At 51.1% G+C, this 16506-nt stretch carries 15 protein-coding genes; 6 read left to right on the forward strand and 9 right to left on the reverse strand.

The genetic code is table 11. The features are described 5' to 3' along the window. Positions 1 to 135: 135 nt before the first annotated feature. On the forward strand, positions 136 to 399 hold the full coding sequence (locus HNQ57_RS13075; RefSeq protein ID WP_221301717.1) for a hypothetical protein: 264 nt from the start codon (positions 136 to 138) through the stop codon (positions 397 to 399). 64 nt (positions 400 to 463) lie between these two features. On the opposite strand, the gene HNQ57_RS13080 is transcribed toward HNQ57_RS13075, so the two are convergent. Beyond that, positions 464 to 1252: a VOC family protein gene (locus tag HNQ57_RS13080; protein ID WP_184463697.1), complete on the reverse strand. Its 789-nt coding sequence runs from the start codon at positions 1250 to 1252 to the stop codon at positions 464 to 466. Between the two features lie 229 nt (positions 1253 to 1481). Between HNQ57_RS13080 and tadA the strand changes: the two genes are divergently transcribed. Continuing rightward, the gene (gene tadA, locus HNQ57_RS13085) at positions 1482 to 1967 is read left to right on the forward strand and encodes a tRNA adenosine(34) deaminase TadA (protein WP_184463699.1); all 486 of its coding nucleotides are present in this window, start codon (positions 1482 to 1484) and stop codon (positions 1965 to 1967) included. 374 nt (positions 1968 to 2341) lie between these two features. On the opposite strand, the gene acnB is transcribed toward tadA, so the two are convergent. Further along, positions 2342 to 4969 (reverse strand): bifunctional aconitate hydratase 2/2-methylisocitrate dehydratase, encoded by a 2628-nt coding sequence (gene acnB / locus HNQ57_RS13090; protein WP_184463701.1) that lies wholly within the window; start codon positions 4967 to 4969, stop codon positions 2342 to 2344. Between the two features lie 217 nt (positions 4970 to 5186). Between acnB and HNQ57_RS13095 the strand changes: the two genes are divergently transcribed. Both HNQ57_RS13095 and HNQ57_RS13100 read left to right on the forward strand, forming a co-directional pair. Continuing rightward, positions 5187 to 5645, forward strand: a complete 459-nt coding sequence (locus HNQ57_RS13095; RefSeq protein WP_338112918.1) for a DUF1289 domain-containing protein — start codon at positions 5187 to 5189, stop codon at positions 5643 to 5645. Between the two features lie 108 nt (positions 5646 to 5753). Continuing rightward, positions 5754 to 6362, forward strand: a complete 609-nt coding sequence (locus HNQ57_RS13100) for a MiaE family protein (RefSeq protein WP_184463705.1) — start codon at positions 5754 to 5756, stop codon at positions 6360 to 6362. A 34-nt stretch (positions 6363 to 6396) separates the two neighbouring features. Here the strand turns inward: HNQ57_RS13100 and HNQ57_RS13105 are convergent, their stop codons facing one another. The 7 genes from HNQ57_RS13105 to HNQ57_RS13135 form a co-directional block, all read right to left on the reverse strand. Beyond that, the gene (locus tag HNQ57_RS13105) at positions 6397 to 6966 is read right to left on the reverse strand and encodes an ANTAR domain-containing response regulator (protein ID WP_184463707.1); all 570 of its coding nucleotides are present in this window, start codon (positions 6964 to 6966) and stop codon (positions 6397 to 6399) included. Between the two features lie 8 nt (positions 6967 to 6974). Next, a complete protein-coding gene (locus HNQ57_RS13110; RefSeq protein WP_184463709.1) occupies positions 6975 to 8273 on the reverse strand; it encodes a CmpA/NrtA family ABC transporter substrate-binding protein in 1299 nt (432 codons plus the stop codon). Position 8274: 1 nt separating this feature from the next. Beyond that, positions 8275 to 9126 (reverse strand): ABC transporter ATP-binding protein, encoded by an 852-nt coding sequence (locus HNQ57_RS13115; RefSeq protein WP_184463711.1) that lies wholly within the window; start codon positions 9124 to 9126, stop codon positions 8275 to 8277. Positions 9127 to 9142: 16 nt separating this feature from the next. After that, positions 9143 to 10156, reverse strand: coding sequence for an ABC transporter permease (locus HNQ57_RS13120; protein ID WP_184463713.1), 1014 nt, complete (start codon positions 10154 to 10156; stop codon positions 9143 to 9145). A gap of 45 nt (positions 10157 to 10201) precedes the next feature. Next, positions 10202 to 11497 (reverse strand): CmpA/NrtA family ABC transporter substrate-binding protein, encoded by a 1296-nt coding sequence (locus HNQ57_RS13125; protein WP_226968225.1) that lies wholly within the window; start codon positions 11495 to 11497, stop codon positions 10202 to 10204. Positions 11498 to 11883: 386 nt separating this feature from the next. Then, on the reverse strand, positions 11884 to 12606 hold the full coding sequence (locus HNQ57_RS13130; protein ID WP_184463717.1) for a UDP-2,3-diacylglucosamine diphosphatase: 723 nt from the start codon (positions 12604 to 12606) through the stop codon (positions 11884 to 11886). 7 nt (positions 12607 to 12613) lie between these two features. Further along, positions 12614 to 13108 (reverse strand): peptidylprolyl isomerase, encoded by a 495-nt coding sequence (locus tag HNQ57_RS13135; RefSeq protein ID WP_184463719.1) that lies wholly within the window; start codon positions 13106 to 13108, stop codon positions 12614 to 12616. Between the two features lie 152 nt (positions 13109 to 13260). On the opposite strand from HNQ57_RS13135, the gene HNQ57_RS13140 reads away from it, so the two are divergent. Both HNQ57_RS13140 and cysS read left to right on the forward strand, forming a co-directional pair. Beyond that, complete coding sequence (locus HNQ57_RS13140) at positions 13261 to 14943, forward strand: glutamine--tRNA ligase/YqeY domain fusion protein (RefSeq protein ID WP_184463721.1); 1683 nt, start codon at positions 13261 to 13263, stop codon at positions 14941 to 14943. 134 nt (positions 14944 to 15077) lie between these two features. Further along, positions 15078 to 16481, forward strand: coding sequence for a cysteine--tRNA ligase (gene cysS / locus HNQ57_RS13145; protein WP_184463723.1), 1404 nt, complete (start codon positions 15078 to 15080; stop codon positions 16479 to 16481). Positions 16482 to 16506 lie beyond the last annotated feature (25 nt).

Raw genomic sequence — 16506 nt, forward strand, 5'->3', positions numbered from 1 at the left:
CCTTGATGCCTCCACGTCACGGCTTGGCTATTACCAATGGCTTTTGAGTTTGCTTGATTTGAATCAATTCGCTTTTCTATCAAACAGGTAGCATTAACTTAGCGCATTTTCGCAGCCTTGCCGTATGGAGAGTGGATGATGAGTACAAAGCAAAATTTTAACGATATGATCGAAAAATTGCGTGAGCAGCGTGATGATATCAACGTGAAAATTCATTTGGCTAATATGGAAGTGCGTGACGAGTGGCAGGAACTAGAACAAAAGTGGGGCCAACTCGTGGATAAAACCAAGCACCTCAATAAAGAAGTGGAACCGACTGTCGAGAGCGTGCACGCCGCGATATCCCTTTTAGGCGAGGAGATTAAAGAAGGCTATTGTAAAGTTAAGCGCGCTTTGTAAGGTAAGTCTAAGAAGGCGGCGTCGGTGATTTGAGGCCGCCTAGTTTCGTCATCAAGTTACTGACTTATGTTCCGGCTTTCCGTTGACCGACGAGTGAAAATACCGCGCCCTGTGGGTCGAGTCCTTGAATGGTGTATTCGTCGCCTGGAATTGGGTCTGGGCCAGTTAATATCGTTCCGCCGGCAGCCTTTACTTTTTCGACCGCGATATCTATGTCTGCAACTCTGAAATAGAAATTCCACATTGGCCGTGACATAGCTTCTGGACTTGGCATTATTGCGCCGATCATGTGATCGTGACGTAAAAACTCGTAAGTACCCATTGGCCCCATATCCATTTCGCCGTCTTTAATCCAGCCAAATTCCTTGCCATAGAATGAGCGCGCCCCAGCGGGATTGCTGCTCATTAACTCGTTCCACGCGCAGTGTCCGTCCCTAGGGTGGTCAGCGGCAAAGGCAAGACTGGCTTCGTCGCTAAGCCCCCGCATAATATAAAACAGCGCGCCCTGGGGGTCGCTTACCATCGCGATACGGCCAATATCAGGAATGTCAGTTGCCGGCATTATTTCTGTGCCACCGGCGGTGATGATCCGCTCAATACAGGCGTCAACGTCGTCTGCGGCGATATAGCCTAGCCATATTGGTTGCGCGCCGCCTGCTTTCATCTCAGGCGTAATCTGTAGCATGCCACCAATGTCGGCGCTGGCTTTGGCGGTGATAATCGTATAATCCATCTCGGCTTGGCCGCTATCGTTGAATTCCCAGTTGAGTACATTCCCGTAGAATGATTGCGCGAGGTCAGTATTGTTTGTTATTAACTCGTACCAGATGAAATCGCCGTGTTTGTTGGCCATGCTTATTCTCCTTATAATTTAGTCCATTGTTTAACGTTATTTGTCGCGCAAGCGAGGGCTAAATCGACATTAGCACAGAATTTTTACAGTTTTTAGTATGTTTTCGGCTAGCGGCGGTACTGTCATTAATAGGCTAAAATAGCGAATTCATATATTTTCGGGTGAAACTGATGGAGGCGAATAATGTTCGGCAGTAAACACGCGGTTTTTCGGTCATTGCGTAATATGCATGTCTGAGCTTTCTGATGAGTATTGGATGCGCCATGCATTAGAAATGGCGCAGCAGGCTGATATAGCCAATGAGGTGCCAGTTGGCGCGATTATCGTTAAAGATAATACAGTTATTGCCGAGGGCTTTAATCAGCCGATATCCAAGGCTGACCCTACGGCTCACGCTGAAATTGTGGCGCTGCGCAATGCCGCGCAAAGCCTTAATAATTATCGCCTGCCGGACACCACTCTCTATGTGACCGTTGAACCCTGCGCTATGTGTGCTGGGGCTATTATCCATAGCCGCATTCAACGCGTGGTGTATGGCGCTGCTGAGCCTAAGGCCGGGGCGGTGTGCAGCCATTTACAGCTATTCGACCAACCGCAAATGAATCATCGGGTGGATTGGCAGGGTGGTGTGCTGGCTGCGGAGGCCACGGCTGTATTGCAGGCATTTTTTGCGCGGCGCCGTGATGAGAAGCGCGCTTTGAAGAAAGCTGATTAAAATTTTACGCTGGCTACGCTGCTAGAGCGGTTTTCGCCTCGCTGGGCGACTTACTTCTTTTTTGTGTGAAAAAAGAAGTAAGCAAGAAAAAGCACACCCCATCACTCGCCCTTCGGGTGCCCTGTGCTTCTCAAAATTGAGCGGCGCTGCGCAACTCGCCTTCGGCTCAAACAGTGCTCGCTAAAGGCCCCGCTCAGTTTCTGCGATGCTCGGCGAGTTCAAAGGGGGCTTGTCTAGCTCGTAGTTGATGAGCATAAATTCGATACAGTGCGCTATGACATGTGATGAATCTAAAAACATATGGTCAAGGCGTAATGTTACTGGCACAAAAAAGCCGCCCGAAGGCGGCTCTCTCAACGACTTAAGTCAAAGACTTACATCGATACTTCAGTAATTTCTACTGACGCTATACGCTTACCTTCTTCAGCACCTTTCTGGAAAGACGCAATCTGATCGAAGTTCATGTAGCGATAAATCTCGCCAGACATGGCATCCAGATCTTTACAGTATTCCATATACTCAGCCGGCGTAGGCAGGCGGCCCAAGATCGCGCCAACCGATGCTAATTCAGCAGAGGTCAGGTAGACATTAGCGCCATTGCCAAGACGGTTGGGGAAGTTACGGGTTGAGGTAGACAGTACTGTAGCGCCATCGGCAACACGTGCCTGGTTCCCCATGCACAGTGAACAACCTGGCATTTCGGTGCGTGCACCAGAAGCGCCGAAGATGTTGTAGTAGCCTTCTTCCATCAGGGTGTGCTGATCCATTTTGGTCGGTGGAGAGATCCACAGACGGGTATTCAGCGTGCCCTTGTTGGCGTCTAGCAGTTTACCAGCGGCGCGGAAGTGACCGATGTTGGTCATACAGCTACCGATGAAGACTTCGTCTACTTTGTCGCCGGCAACTTCAGACAGCAGCTTAGCGTCGTCTGGGTCGTTAGGGCAGCAAACTACAGGCTCTTTCAGTTGGTCTAGGTCGATTTCGATAACGGCAGCGTATTCGGCATCGGCGTCGCCTTCAAGCAGACTTGGGTTAGCCAGCCATGCTTCCATATTGGCAGCGCGGCGCTCTAGGGTACGTGGGTCGCCGTAGCCTTCGCTTACCATCCAGCGCAGTAGGGTGATGTTAGAGCGCAGGTATTCAGAGATTTCTGGAATGCCTTGCTTGATGGTACAGCCCGCGGCTGAACGCTCTGCAGAGGCGTCAGACAATTCAAATGCCTGCTCAACAGTCAGACCGGCCAAACCTTCGATTTCAAGAATGCGGCCAGAGAAGATGTTCTTCTTGCCCTTTTTCTCAACGGTCAGGTGACCTTCTTTAATCGCTTGGTAAGGAATGGCGTGAACCAAGTCGCGCAGGGTAATGCCGGGCTGCATTTTGCCTTTAAAGCGAACCAATACTGATTCAGGCATATCCAGTGGCATAACGCCGGTGGCAGCTGCGAAGGCAACTAGACCAGAACCCGCGGGGAAAGAAATACCCATTGGGAAGCGGGTGTGGGAGTCACCGCCGGTGCCAACAGTGTCTGGCAGCAACATGCGGTTCAACCAGCTGTGGATGATACCGTCGCCTGGGCGCAGTGAAACACCGCCACGGGTCATGATGAAGTCTGGCAGGTTGTGCTGGGTGTCGATGTCGATTGGCTTGGGGTAAGCCGCAGTGTGACAGAACGACTGCATGGTCAGGTCGGCAGAGAAACCGAGGCAGGCCAAGTCTTTCAGCTCGTCACGGGTCATTGGGCCAGTGGTGTCCTGTGAACCAACAGTGGTCATTTTGGGTTCACAGTAAGTTCCTGGACGAATACCAGTACCTTCGGGCAGACCGCAGGCGCGACCAACCATTTTTTGCGCCAAGGTGTAGCCTTTGCCTGTATCTGCGGGCTGCTCGGGCAAGCGGAATAGGGTAGACGTGGGCAGACCCAAAGATTCACGGGCTTTCGCGGTTAGGCCACGACCAATGATCAGGTTGATACGGCCGCCAGCGCGAACTTCGTCAAGCAGTACGGGTGACTTCAGTTCAAAGGTGCTCAGGGTAGCGCCAGTTTCAACATTTTTGATTACGCCGTCGTAGGGGCGGATTTCAATCACGTCGCCCATGCTCAATTCGTCAACTGGGGCTTCAAATACGAGTGCGCCAGCATCTTCCATGGTGTTGTAGAAGATAGGAGCGACTTTACTACCGATACAAATGCCGCCAGAGCGCTTATTGGGCACGCCAGGCATATCGTCGCCAAAGAACCAAAGTACCGAGTTGGTCGCAGATTTGCGCGAAGAGCCAGTACCAACAACATCGCCAACGAAGGCAATGGGGTGGCCTTTTTCTTTCAGGGTGTCGATCAATTTAAGTGGGCCAACACTGCCTTGTACGTCGGGCTTAATACCGTCGCGCTCCATTTTAAACATCGCTAATGCGTGCAGCGGGATGTCTGGGCGTGACCATGCGTCTGGCGCAGGTGATAGGTCATCAGTATTGGTTTCGCCGGTGACTTTAAATACGGTGTTAACAATGCTTTCGGCAACTTCAGGGCGGTTGGTGAACCACTCTGCATCGGCCCAGCTTTGAATAACTTCTTTAGCCAGAGCGTTACCGGCTTTAGACTTTTCTTCTACGTCGTGGAATGCGTCAAACATTAGCAGGGTGTGCTTAAGCTCTTCTGCGGCGAGTTTGGCTAGATCTGCGTGGTCGAGGAGGTCAACCAGAGTCACAATATTGTAGCCACCGTGCATATTGCCCAGCAGTTTAACTGCTTCTTCTTTGCTCAGAAGTGGGCTGCTGGCTTCGCCTTTAACGATAGCTGACAAGAAGCCGGCTTTAACATAAGCGGCTTCGTCGACACCGGGTGGTACACGGTTGGAGATCAGGTCAACAAGGGTTGCTTCTTCGCCTGCAGGCGGATTTTTGAGCAACTCGATTAGGCCCGCGACTTGTTCAGCGTTGAGTGGCTGGGGAACAATGCCTTGCGCGGCGCGTTCGTCGACGTGTTTCCGATATGCTTCAAGCACAGTGTAACTCCTCTTTTCAGTTTCGGTACCCGCATCCGCCGGGATCGCCGGGGCCGGGGCTATCGATGCCCATCATCGATGCGAAATAGGGGGCAGCAAGTATACTGAAAAACCACACGGAGGTTAAGCTTATTACCGCGCTTGCCAGCCTATGCGGTGCTGGCTTACTCTTTACGCCCTATATTTGCCGCTTTCTTAGGAGTCTAGTTTGGCTGTTGTGCATCCGCGTGTTGTAACTCCCTGTATCGGTGTTTGTTCAACGGCGCTGGGCGATGAGGTGTGCCGTGGCTGCAAACGTTACAGTCACGAGGTGATTGACTGGAATAGCTACAACGATGACCAAAAGGCGATTATTGATGCGCGTCTGGACGGTTTTTTGGTTCAAGTCATGGAAAATAAACTCCGCATTCACGACGTAAAGCTCTTGGAGTGGCAGCTGCAGACTCAGCGTATTCGCTACCCAGCGCATAAAAGCCCCTATGTTTGGTTGTTTCAGCTATTGCGAGCGGGGGCTGGTCAGATCAGTGATAGTGCCCAATTTGGCTTTAGCGTTGATGCTGAATACCGGACGGAGCCCTTAATATCGCTACGTGAGATGATTGATCAGGAGTTTTATCTGCTGTCAGAGGCGTATTACCAGCGCTATATCGGTCGGTATTTACATCGCGACGTTTAATTTTTCTGCCGTGTGTGGTTATTCAGTTGCATTGCGTCTGAAATAGGCTGCAATTTTGCTATACTGCGGCCGTTTTCTTGCCCTGTTTTAGATTGGATATGCATTCTCATGGCCGTTGATATCAGTGAAATACTCGACTTTCTTCCTTGCGAGACGCCACAGGGCTGGGTCGATGCCGCCTTGCGTTTCCCGGAAGAAATGCTGATTGATCACGCCAATTGCGAGAAGAAAGCGGCGGGTACCGCGCTTAATCTTATGTTTCGCTACGTGGATAAGCCTGATTTGCTGATGAAAATGTCAAAATTGGCGCGGGAAGAGCTGCGCCATTTTGAGCAGGTTATGGGGATCATGAAAAAGCGTGGCGTCGAGTATCGCCATTTATCGTCCGCCAATTATGCAAACGGTTTACGCGCTGGTGCTCGGACTAGCGATCCCCACAAATTGGTCGATATTTTAATTATCGGTGCGTTGATTGAGGCGCGATCCTGCGAGCGCTTTGCGCGTATTGCGCCTTTGTTAGATGAGGAATTGGGCGCTTTTTATACTTCTTTGTTGAAGTCTGAAGCGCGGCACTTCAAGGACTATCTGTCATTGGCTGAACGCTATGCGGTGGAGCCAATAGCCCCACGCGTGGCCTTTTTTAGGGCCAAAGAGCAGGTCTTGATTGAGACAGTAGAGCAGGAATTTCGCTTTCATAGCGGGCCTATTGCCGCTTGACGTCCTCCGTCGCAATTTGACCCTATGGTAGCGCTTAAATAAATGAGCCGGTATCCAGTAATTGGCGAGCTATCTCGGTAACCGGCCGGCGCTGGCGATCTGCATTTTTACTGAGTAAGTCGCTGGCTTGGTCTTCTGCTAAGCCGTAAGTGTCCATAATGAATCTTTTGGCTTTATTCAGCACTTGTCGGGCTTCAATTATGGGCTTTATGTGTTCAGCTTCGTAGCGCAATTGGTCGATGCTGTGGAAGTAGGCTATGGCTATGTCGATCAAGGCTTGCAATAGCGCGGTGGGAACTGCATCGATGGCATAAAGGCTGATGCCGGCTTCGGCGGCAAGGCGGTTGATGCCTTCGGAGCGCGTGTTTTCCAATTTAATGACGGTGCGCGGTGCATTCTTCTGAAGTTGAGCCAAGTGTTCTAGGGTGTCGCGATTGGGTGAATTGGTGTCGACAAGAATAATTTCTGGGTGCATTTCGCCGACTAATTGGTAAATATCGGCGTTGCTGTCGTTAATGGTAATCATGTCAATGCCGGTCCAGGCAATGATGGGCGCAAGCTTGTCGGCGCGAATATCGTCAACATCAATCAATAGCAATTTCATGAAGCGAGTTAAACCTCTTTTTGGGCGTTAATTAGCCGTAGTGCGGGAATGTCTGCCTTGGAAAGATTTTGTTTTTCCAAATATTTAATAATGCCGCCGACGCTAATAATTTTTCCGTCCAAAAATTGATTGGGGCCGATGTGCTGGGATTTCGTCAACATCATTTTCTCATGTAAATTGCCCTCTGTTTTCCGGTCGATGCTGGGGCTTTCAATGCCAAGCGCTGCGGCTGCGATGCGAAACAAGCCGGGCTTGTACACGGCAGCGACGGTTTCTTCTATATTGACTGGCGTTGTTAATTGGCCCCAGCGATACATTTGCGAAATAAACCACTCGGCGTGATTTAGCCAGGGGAAGTTCGCGGAATAGCGGTGGAAAACATGAAAGTCGTCTACTTTCTCTGGCGGCAGGCCATGGTGCTTTAGGGATGAACCCATTAATGATAGGGCAACTGTTTCCTCTGGTAGGGCGATATACGCCGCCTGACTGATGATTTTAGCGGTGAGCCTGCGGTTTTCTTTTTTGTCCAACCAAATGCATGCTTTGATCAAGGCCCTCAGTAAAGCTTGATGGGTTGCGGGGTTATCTTTCGACCAGCTCTCACTCACGGCGAATACTTTTTCTGGACTGTTGTTCCATAGCTGGTATTTGGTGGCGACCACATGGCCAATTTGTTGTTGTACTGCAAGGGTGTTCCAAGGCTCACCTACACAGAATCCGTGGATGTCGCCGTCGGTCATCGCGGTGACCATTTTTGGCGGGGGAATTACCACGATTTCGACATCTCGGTCGGGGTCAATGCCCGCACTGGCTAACCAGTAGCGCAATTCGTAGCTTTGGGTGGAGCAGGGATAAACGACCCCAAATCGCAATTTTGGGCGTTTACTCCGTTTGTTTTCTTCTATTAAGCATTGCAAGGCCTGCGCCGCGATTAGTGGGCTGAATTCGCTGCGTGAATCGATTTCATAGAGGTGGTTGTATAGTTGATTGTTAACGGTAATGGCATTGCCATTGAGGTCGAGTACCATGGCGCTGACCATGTCTATTTTGGGCCCACCGACGCCAAGGCGCGAAGCGACGGGTATGGACGCCAACATTTGTGCGCCATCCAAAATACCGAGTCCCACTTTGTCGCGAATGCCAGCCCAAGACACTTCCCTTGAGAGGGTGACGTTGAGTCCCTCGCTGGCGAAGTAGCCTTTTTCGTGGGCGATCACCAGCGGTGCGCAATCTGTCAACGGAATGAAGCCGAGTGTGACGTCGGCTTTCTCTAAGCGGAGTCCGTTCTTATTGTGGATGGCGCCCATATTATGCCCCTACTGCCTTTTTAACTTCGGTTAGTGGTTCCGCTGACGAGAGTTGCGGCGGTGACGCTGGTTTTTTTGCTTGTTTTTGGTGCAAGAAAGTTAGCACCGCAGCGCGGTAGTGGTTGTAGTCGGGGTTGTCGGCCAGCGCTAAACGGTCGCGCGGACGTGGCAGGTCGATATTGAGGATTTCACCTACTTTCGCGGCGGGGCCATTGGTCATCATGACAATGCGGTCTGAAAGCAGTACTGCCTCGTCAACATCGTGGGTAATGAGGATGACGGTATTGTTCAGCTCCGACTGGATCTCCATAAGGGCATCTTGTAAGTGCGCGCGGGTTAAAGCATCGAGGGCACCAAAAGGCTCATCCATCAGCAATACTTTGGGTTCCATGGCCAGTGCTCTAGCGATGCCAACGCGTTGCTTCATGCCGCCTGAGATCTCCGCAGGGAGCTTGTGGCTGGCATGGGACATGTGTACCAAGGCGAGATTGTAGTCCACCCATTGACGCATTTCGGCCTTGGACTTTTTGCCTTTAAAAACTTGCTTCACTGCAATTTCGACATTTTCAAAAACCGTCAGCCAGGGGAACAGTGAGTGATGCTGAAATACCACAGCACGGTCTGGGCCAGGTGCATTAACCTCTTTGGATTCGAGTATTACGGCACCTTCGGTCGCTTCGTAAAGTCCGGCAACGATATTAAGTACCGTTGATTTGCCGCAGCCCGAGTGGCCAATCAGAGAGATGAACTCGCCGCGAGCAATTTTTAAGTCCACTTTGTCTAGGGCTTTAAACGGGCCCGTTTTCGTAGGGAATTCTATGCTAATTTGTGAAATATCAAGATAAGTCGACATGTCAGAATCCTTTGTTTCAAGCTTCGTCGTGGGCGATGATTTTGTGAAGCGTATGCATGAATGAGTCCAGAATGAACCCGACAAAGCCAATGGTGATGACCGCGACCATGATGCGGGCGAGGGATTCAGAGCTGCCGTTTTGGAATTCATCCCACACAAACTTACCAAGCCCCGGGTTTTGGGCGAGCATTTCGGCCGCAATCAATACCATCCAACCAATGCCAAGGGAGATTCGCAGGCCAGTAAAGATCATCGGTAGCGCGGCGGGAATCGCAATTTTAGTAACCCGTGTAAACCAGCCAAGCTGAATGACGCGGCCAACGTTGATTAGGTCTTTGTCGATATTGGCAACGCCGACGGCGGTATTGATCAAGGTTGGCCACATGCAGCACAGCGTGACGGTGATAGCCGAGTTGATAAACGACTTAGACAGCAAGGGGTCATCGCTAACGTAGACGGCGCTGACGACCATGGTCACCAATGGGAGCCATGCAAGGGGCGACACGGGTTTGAGTATTTGAATGATTGGCGTAATAGCGGTGTTTAATAGCGGGCTAAGACCGCAGGTTATACCGATGGGAACCGCGATAATCGATGCGATCAGAAAACCAGTAAAAACGGTTATGAGGCTAGTAATAATCTGGTCGAAATACGTCGGCTTGCCGGTGTAGTCGCGGATCTTAATTTCGGCGTCTGGATTTCTAGCTAATTTTTCTTCGTTGCGTTTATTTTGGCGTTCATAAAAGGCGACCGCCTTTTCACGTTCAACTACGTGTTCTTGATACAGACCCTGTGCTGCTGAGACCACGGCGGTTGGGCCGGGGAAGGTACCAAGACTGGTGTCAATGCGCGATGCTGCCGTAGACCAGATGGCCAGAAATACCAAGATGGCGATCACTGGCAGACCAATGAGGCGAACGATTTCCTGTGCTTGCTCCCGGGGGTTCTCCCAGCTGGCAAGCTTAATGAGTGGGACTAGCCATGCGAAACCTGCAACACTCAAGTAATGCAGGGTGTTTTGTTTAAACATAGGTGCTCCTTTTGCCCCGCTGTGAGCAGCGGGGCGGTACGACTACTACTTCAGAGTGTCTTTTGGTTTTAGGCCGATGCTGAATTTTGAGATGTATTCATTAGGCTTTTTGCCATCGTAGGTAATGCCATCAATGAACTCAGATTGAGGTGGTTTAAAGCCGGATTCGATCGCGAAGTTTGGGAACTCGCTGGCACTGACCTTGCCCTCGGCAATCAATTGTTCGGCAGCTTTGCGGTATATATCTGGACGGTAAACCTTCTTGGCGATCTCCATATACCAGCTGTCGGGTTTGTGCTCAGGAATTTGGCCCCAGCGGCGCATTTGGGTGAGATACCAAATCGCATCAGAGTAGTAGGGAAAGGTGGCGTTGTGACGGAAGAACACGTTGAAGTCGGGGACGTCGCGCTTATCGCCTTTTTCATACTCAAACGTGCCGGTCATCGAGTTAGCTATAACGTCGTAGTCGGCGCCGACGTAAGCTGATTTAGCGAGGATTTTAACTGCTTCTGGGCGGTTGGCGTTGTTGTTTTCGTCCAGCCATTTGGCGGCGCGAATCATGGCTTTCACGACGGCAATGTGGGTGTTTGGGTATTTCTCAGCCCACTCATTGCTCACGCCAAACACTTTTTCGGGGTTGTTTTTCCAAATTTCATAATCAGTTATAACTGGGACGCCAATCCCTTTGAAGACAGCTTGCTGATTCCACGGCTCACCTACACAGTAGCCGTCGATAGTGCCGGCTTCTAAGGTTGCGGGCATTTGTGGTGGAGGGGTAACCGATAACAGCGCGTCGGCGTCAATCTGACCACTGGTATCGCCTTTTAATGGCGCGTAATAGCCTGGGTGAATTCCGCCAGAGGCTAACCAGTAGCGCAATTCATAGTTATGAGTAGATACGGGGAAAACCATACCCATTTTAAAGGGCTTGCCCTCAGCCTTGTATTTGTTGACGACGAGTTTTAGCGCGTCGGCCTTGATTGGGTGAACAGGTCTGCCGTCGGCCTGTTTGGGGATGTGGGGTTTCATGTCTTCCCACACGCTATTGGAAACGGTAATGCCGTTGCCGTTAAGATCCATGCTGAAGGCGGTAATGATGTGGGCCTGAGTGCCAAAGCCGATGGTGGCGCCGAGCGGCTGTCCAGCCAACATGTGCGCGCCGTCTAATTCGCCGTCTATGACGCGATCAAGTAGTACTTTCCAATTAGCCTGGGCTTCAAGGCTGACGTATAAGCCTTCGTCTTCGAAATAGCCTTTTTCGTAAGCAATGGCCAGTGGCGCCATGTCGGTAAGTTTTATGAAGCCGAATTTTAGCTCTTCTTTCTCTAGCTCGGCGGCCATTGCAAAGCAGGTACTTGTTAAGGCGAGGGCGCCGACTGTGCATTTTATGAGGCTATGATACCAAGGCATTTATCTGTCTCCGGGTGAGTGACGGTTGCCAAGATGTGATCAGCATCGCGGCGTCCCGTATTCGTAACACCGCCAATCTTGGCGGGCTGCGTTTTGGATCAGAACGTTCTGCATAGGAATTAGCAATAGCTATGCCATGAGTGTTATTTTTATAAAAAACAGTGTGTTAGGGTTTTTTTGTGCGGCGTCTGCGCTGGCGCAGTGCGCTAAATGGGTGCTGCTTAATTTGAGAGTGCTACGAAGGCGATGTTCAAAATGGTGCAGTTCAGCGCCGCTAGGGCGCTGAAGAGAGAAGGCTTGGTGTTAGGGCGTGGCGTTTAAAAGGGGATTTCTGTTAGCGTTAGGCCATTGCTGTCGGCAATCAAGAACCATGCGGCGCGATCCCAGTCACCGAGAACAATGCGTTCTGCGAGCTTGCCATCGATGTTGAGGGGGTGGCGCATTGGCCGGTGGGTGTGGCCGTGAATTAAGCGGCAGCATTGGTGGCTCTGCATTTCGCGTATGACGTCATTGGGGTTCACATCCATGATGTCTTCGGCCTTGTTGCTATTGGCCTCGCTGCTGGCCATGCGCAGGTGTTGCGCTATGACGCGGCGCTCTTCCAGCGGCTTGGCTAGGGCTTCTTTCTGCCAATCGGCTGAGCGCAGCATTTTACGAAACTGCATATATTCTTGGTCGTCGCTGCACAGGCTATCACCGTGCATCAGGAGGGTGGCTTCGCCATTTAGCTCAATAACCGTGGGGTCTTTGAGTAGTTTTGCACCAACGGCGTCGCAGAACTGTTGGCCTATAAGAAAGTCGCGATTGCCATGCATGATATACAGGACGACGCCTTTGCTGGTGAGCGCCTTGAGTTCTCTGCTGACTTCGTCGAGAAGCGGCGATTGGTCGTCGTCACCAATCCAGGCTTCAAAAAAATCGCCAAGTATGTATAAGGCTTGGGCTTTACTGGCGTGGCTATGCAAAAATTGAAAAAACGCCCGACTGATATCCGGGCGATTTTCATCCAGATGAAGATCTGAGATAAAGAGGCTAGTCATAGGGAGATTAGTCTACCCAAACCGCTTTTTCGATGATGACGTCTTCTACGGGAACATCTTGATGTCCGGCAGCGCTACCGGTCTTTACGCCCTTGATTTTGTTGACTACGTCCATGCCGTCGGTGACTTTGGCGAATACCGCGTAGCCCCAGCCCTGCATGGTTTTGCTGCTGTGGTTCAAGAAGTCGTTATTTTTCACGTTAACAAAGAACTGTGAGCTGGCTGAGTGTGGGTCTGAGGTGCGAGCCATAGACAGGGTGCCCACGTCATTTTTCAAACCGTTGTCGGCTTCGTTTTCAATGGTGGCGCGTGTTGCTTTTTGCTTCATGCCAGGCTCAAAACCGCCGCCCTGGAGCATAAAGCCGTCGATTACGCGGTGGAATATGGTGCCGTCGTAGTAACCGTCAACAACGTATTGCTTGAAGTTTTCAGAGGTCTTGGGTGCATTTTCAAAGTCTAATTCAATGTTGATGTCGCCGAAATTCGTTTTGAAGATAATCATTTACGCTGATCTCGCTTATAACCAGAATTTAAAGCCGCTATAATACGGCTTTTGGTCCCTCGGTGAAACCAGCCTCGCACGTGGCGCTTCAAATCCGTCAGCGGAATGCATTAGCCCGCTTGCCGGAAAATGACGATTAACGGAATGATTCAATGACTGACACAGCAGTAACGGGCAATAATTTTCTGCGCACTATTATTAAAGAGGACATAGCCAGTGGGCGCCTAGTGGGCGAACTGGTAACCCGCTTTCCGCCGGAGCCGAACGGTTTTCTTCACATTGGGCATGCCAAATCGATTTGTTTGAATTTTGGTCTGGCAGAGCAATTTGGCGGCCGTTGCCATCTGCGCTTTGATGACACCAACCCGGCGAAAGAAGAGCAGGCCTATATTGATGCTATTCAGGAAGATATTCGCTGGTTGGGCTATGAGTGGTCAGGTCCGATCCGCTATGCCTCTGATTACTTCGACACCTTGTTTGAGTACGCCCAGCATTTAATCAGCACGGGCCATGCCTACGTTTGCGATTTAAGTGCCGATGAGGCCCGAGAATATCGTGGCACCCTTACCGAGCCCGGCCGTAATAGCCCTTACCGTGATCGCAGTCCAGAAGAAAACTTGGCCCTGTTTGCCGGAATGCGCGACGGTGAGTTTGATGAGGGAAGCAAAGTGTTACGCGCTAAAATTGATATGGCTGCCCCTAATATTAATTTGCGCGATCCCATCATTTATCGGATTCGCAAGGTTAGCCACCATCAGACCGGCGACAACTGGTGTATCTATCCCAACTACGACTTTACTCACGGTCAGTCCGACGCCTTGGAAGGGATCACGCACTCAATCTGCACCTTAGAGTTTGAGGATCACCGCCCTTTATATGAATGGTTTTTGGCGCATTTGCCTGTGCCAGCTCAGCCTAAACAGTATGAATTTGCTCGTTTAAACATCAATTACACCGTGACCAGTAAGCGCAAGCTAAAAATGCTAGTGGACGAGAAGGTGGTTGATGGCTGGGATGACCCGCGGATGCCGACCATTGCGGGTATGCGGCGTCGTGGCTATACCGCCACAGCCCTGCGCAATTTCTGCGATATGGTCGGCGTGGCGCGCAGTGAAGGCGTGGTTGATATGGCCATGCTGGAGCACGCGATTCGCGATGACCTCGACAAAAACGCGCCGCGGGCCATGTGTGTGATGGATCCGCTGAAATTGGTCATTACTAACTACCCAGAAGATAAGCTTGAACAGCTCACCGCACCGGGTCATCCGAACCGCGATGACCTTGGCGAGCGCACGCTGCCCTTTGGTCGCGAAGTGTATATTGAGCGCGAGGACTTCCGGGAAGAAGCCAATAAGAAGTTTAAACGGCTGGTCCTAGGTAAAAAAGTGCGCCTGCGCAGTGCTTATGTATTGCTGGCCGAATCCGTGATTAAGGATGCTGAGGGCAATATCACGGAAGTGCATTGCAGTTATGACGACGGCACCTTGGGTGAAGACCCCGCAGATGGCGTTAAGCCTAAAGGTGTTATTCACTGGGTTTCGGCAAGCCAGGGTAAGCAGGCAGTAGTGCGCTTATATGACCGTCTGTTCACCCATGAAGCACCGGATCGTGGTGGCGAAGAGTTTTTAGATCACGTGAATCCAGACTCACTGACGGTCTTAGAAAACTGTTGGATTGAACCGGGCTTAGCTGACGCTGCACCCGAAGCGCGTTTTCAGTTTGAACGCACGGGCTATTTTGTTGCTGATCGGCGCGAACACTGCAGTGATAAGCCGGTGTTTAATCGGGCGATTGCGCTGCGGGATACTTGGGGTAGCAAGGAGTCGGGCGAGTGATGGGTCAGGCGTCCGACGTCTGACGTCTGACGTTTGGTCTAGCGTGCATAATTACGGGCAACTGCGAAACTAAATTTACGTTACGGGTCTCGGGGATAAGCCCCCGTCTCCCGTCCAGCATTAAGCGAATACTTATGAGCATACAAATCTACAACACCTTAAGCCGCAGCAAGCAGCCGCTAAAACCATTACAAGACGGCAAGATCGGCATGTATGTCTGTGGTATGACGGTTTATGACTACTGCCACTTGGGGCATGCGCGGGTGTTGGTGGCCTTTGATGTTATTACACGATATTTGCGCGCTAAGGCGTTTGAGGTCAATTACGTGCGCAATATCACCGACATCGACGATAAGATTTTGCGTCGCGCCACTGAAAACGGCGAGCCTTACGAGGCGTTGACCGAGCGCTTTATTGCGGCCATGAATGAAGACGCTGAGCGCCTTGGTATTATTGCACCTGACCGCGAGCCACGCGCCACAGCGCATATCGGCGATATTATTGCCATGATTACGCGCTTAATTGCGAGTGGTCACGCCTATCAGGCGAGCAATGGTGATGTTTATTATCGGGTAACGTCGTTCGCCGACTATGGAAAGTTATCAGGGAAAAAGCCTGATGAGTTGCTGTCTGGCGCCCGTATTGCAGTGGATGAGGCAAAGGATGATCCCCGCGACTTCGCCCTGTGGAAGGCGGTTGACGACGGTACAACAAGCTGGTCGTCGCCGTGGGGGGAGGGGCGTCCCGGTTGGCATATTGAGTGCTCGGCAATGTCGACATGCTGCTTGGGCGAGACCTTCGATATTCATGGTGGTGGGCCAGATTTGGTATTTCCTCACCACGAGAATGAAATTGCCCAGTCGGAAGCGGCCACCGGAAAGAAGTACGCACAGACGTGGATGCATGCCGGTGCGGTGCGGGTCGACAATGAGAAGATGTCTAAGTCCTTAGGCAATTTTTTCACCATTCGTGAAATTTTGGATAAATACCACCCTGAAGTGGTCCGCTACTTTCTGATCTCAAGTCATTATCGTAGTGCTATTAACTACTCCGAAGAAAATTTGCAGATCGCGAAGCAGAACCTGGAGCGGTTCTATCACGCTTACAAGGGGTTGCCGCCAGTAACGCTAATTTCTTACGCGGACTTGCCCCAAGATAATGACTTTGTGCAGCGCTTTGATGCGGCAATGGCAGATGATTTTAATGTGCCGCTTGCCGTTGCGGTTTTGTACGATATGGTGCGAGAGCTAAATACTGCAAAAGAGGCCGGCAATGCAGAGCTTATTAGCTCGCTAGCGCAGCTCCTGAAATCGCTAGCCGCCGTTTTAGGTGTTTTACAGTTAGAAGCTGACGACTTCTTGCAGTCTGGCAGTGCCGATCAATTAGATGAAGTGAGTATCGAAGCCTTGATTGCTGAGCGGGTGCAGGCGAAGAAAGATCGCCAGTTTGCTCGTGCGGATGAAATTCGCGACTCACTTAAAGCGCAGGGCGTGATCCTAGAAGATAGCCGAGAGGGAACTACCTGGCGTAGGGATTAAATCCTTGCTGTTTTTTATAGCATCT

This window comes from Zhongshania antarctica, from assembly GCF_014202945.1.
In the GTDB taxonomy this organism is placed as follows: Bacteria; Pseudomonadota; Gammaproteobacteria; order Pseudomonadales; family Spongiibacteraceae; genus Spongiibacter; species Spongiibacter antarcticus.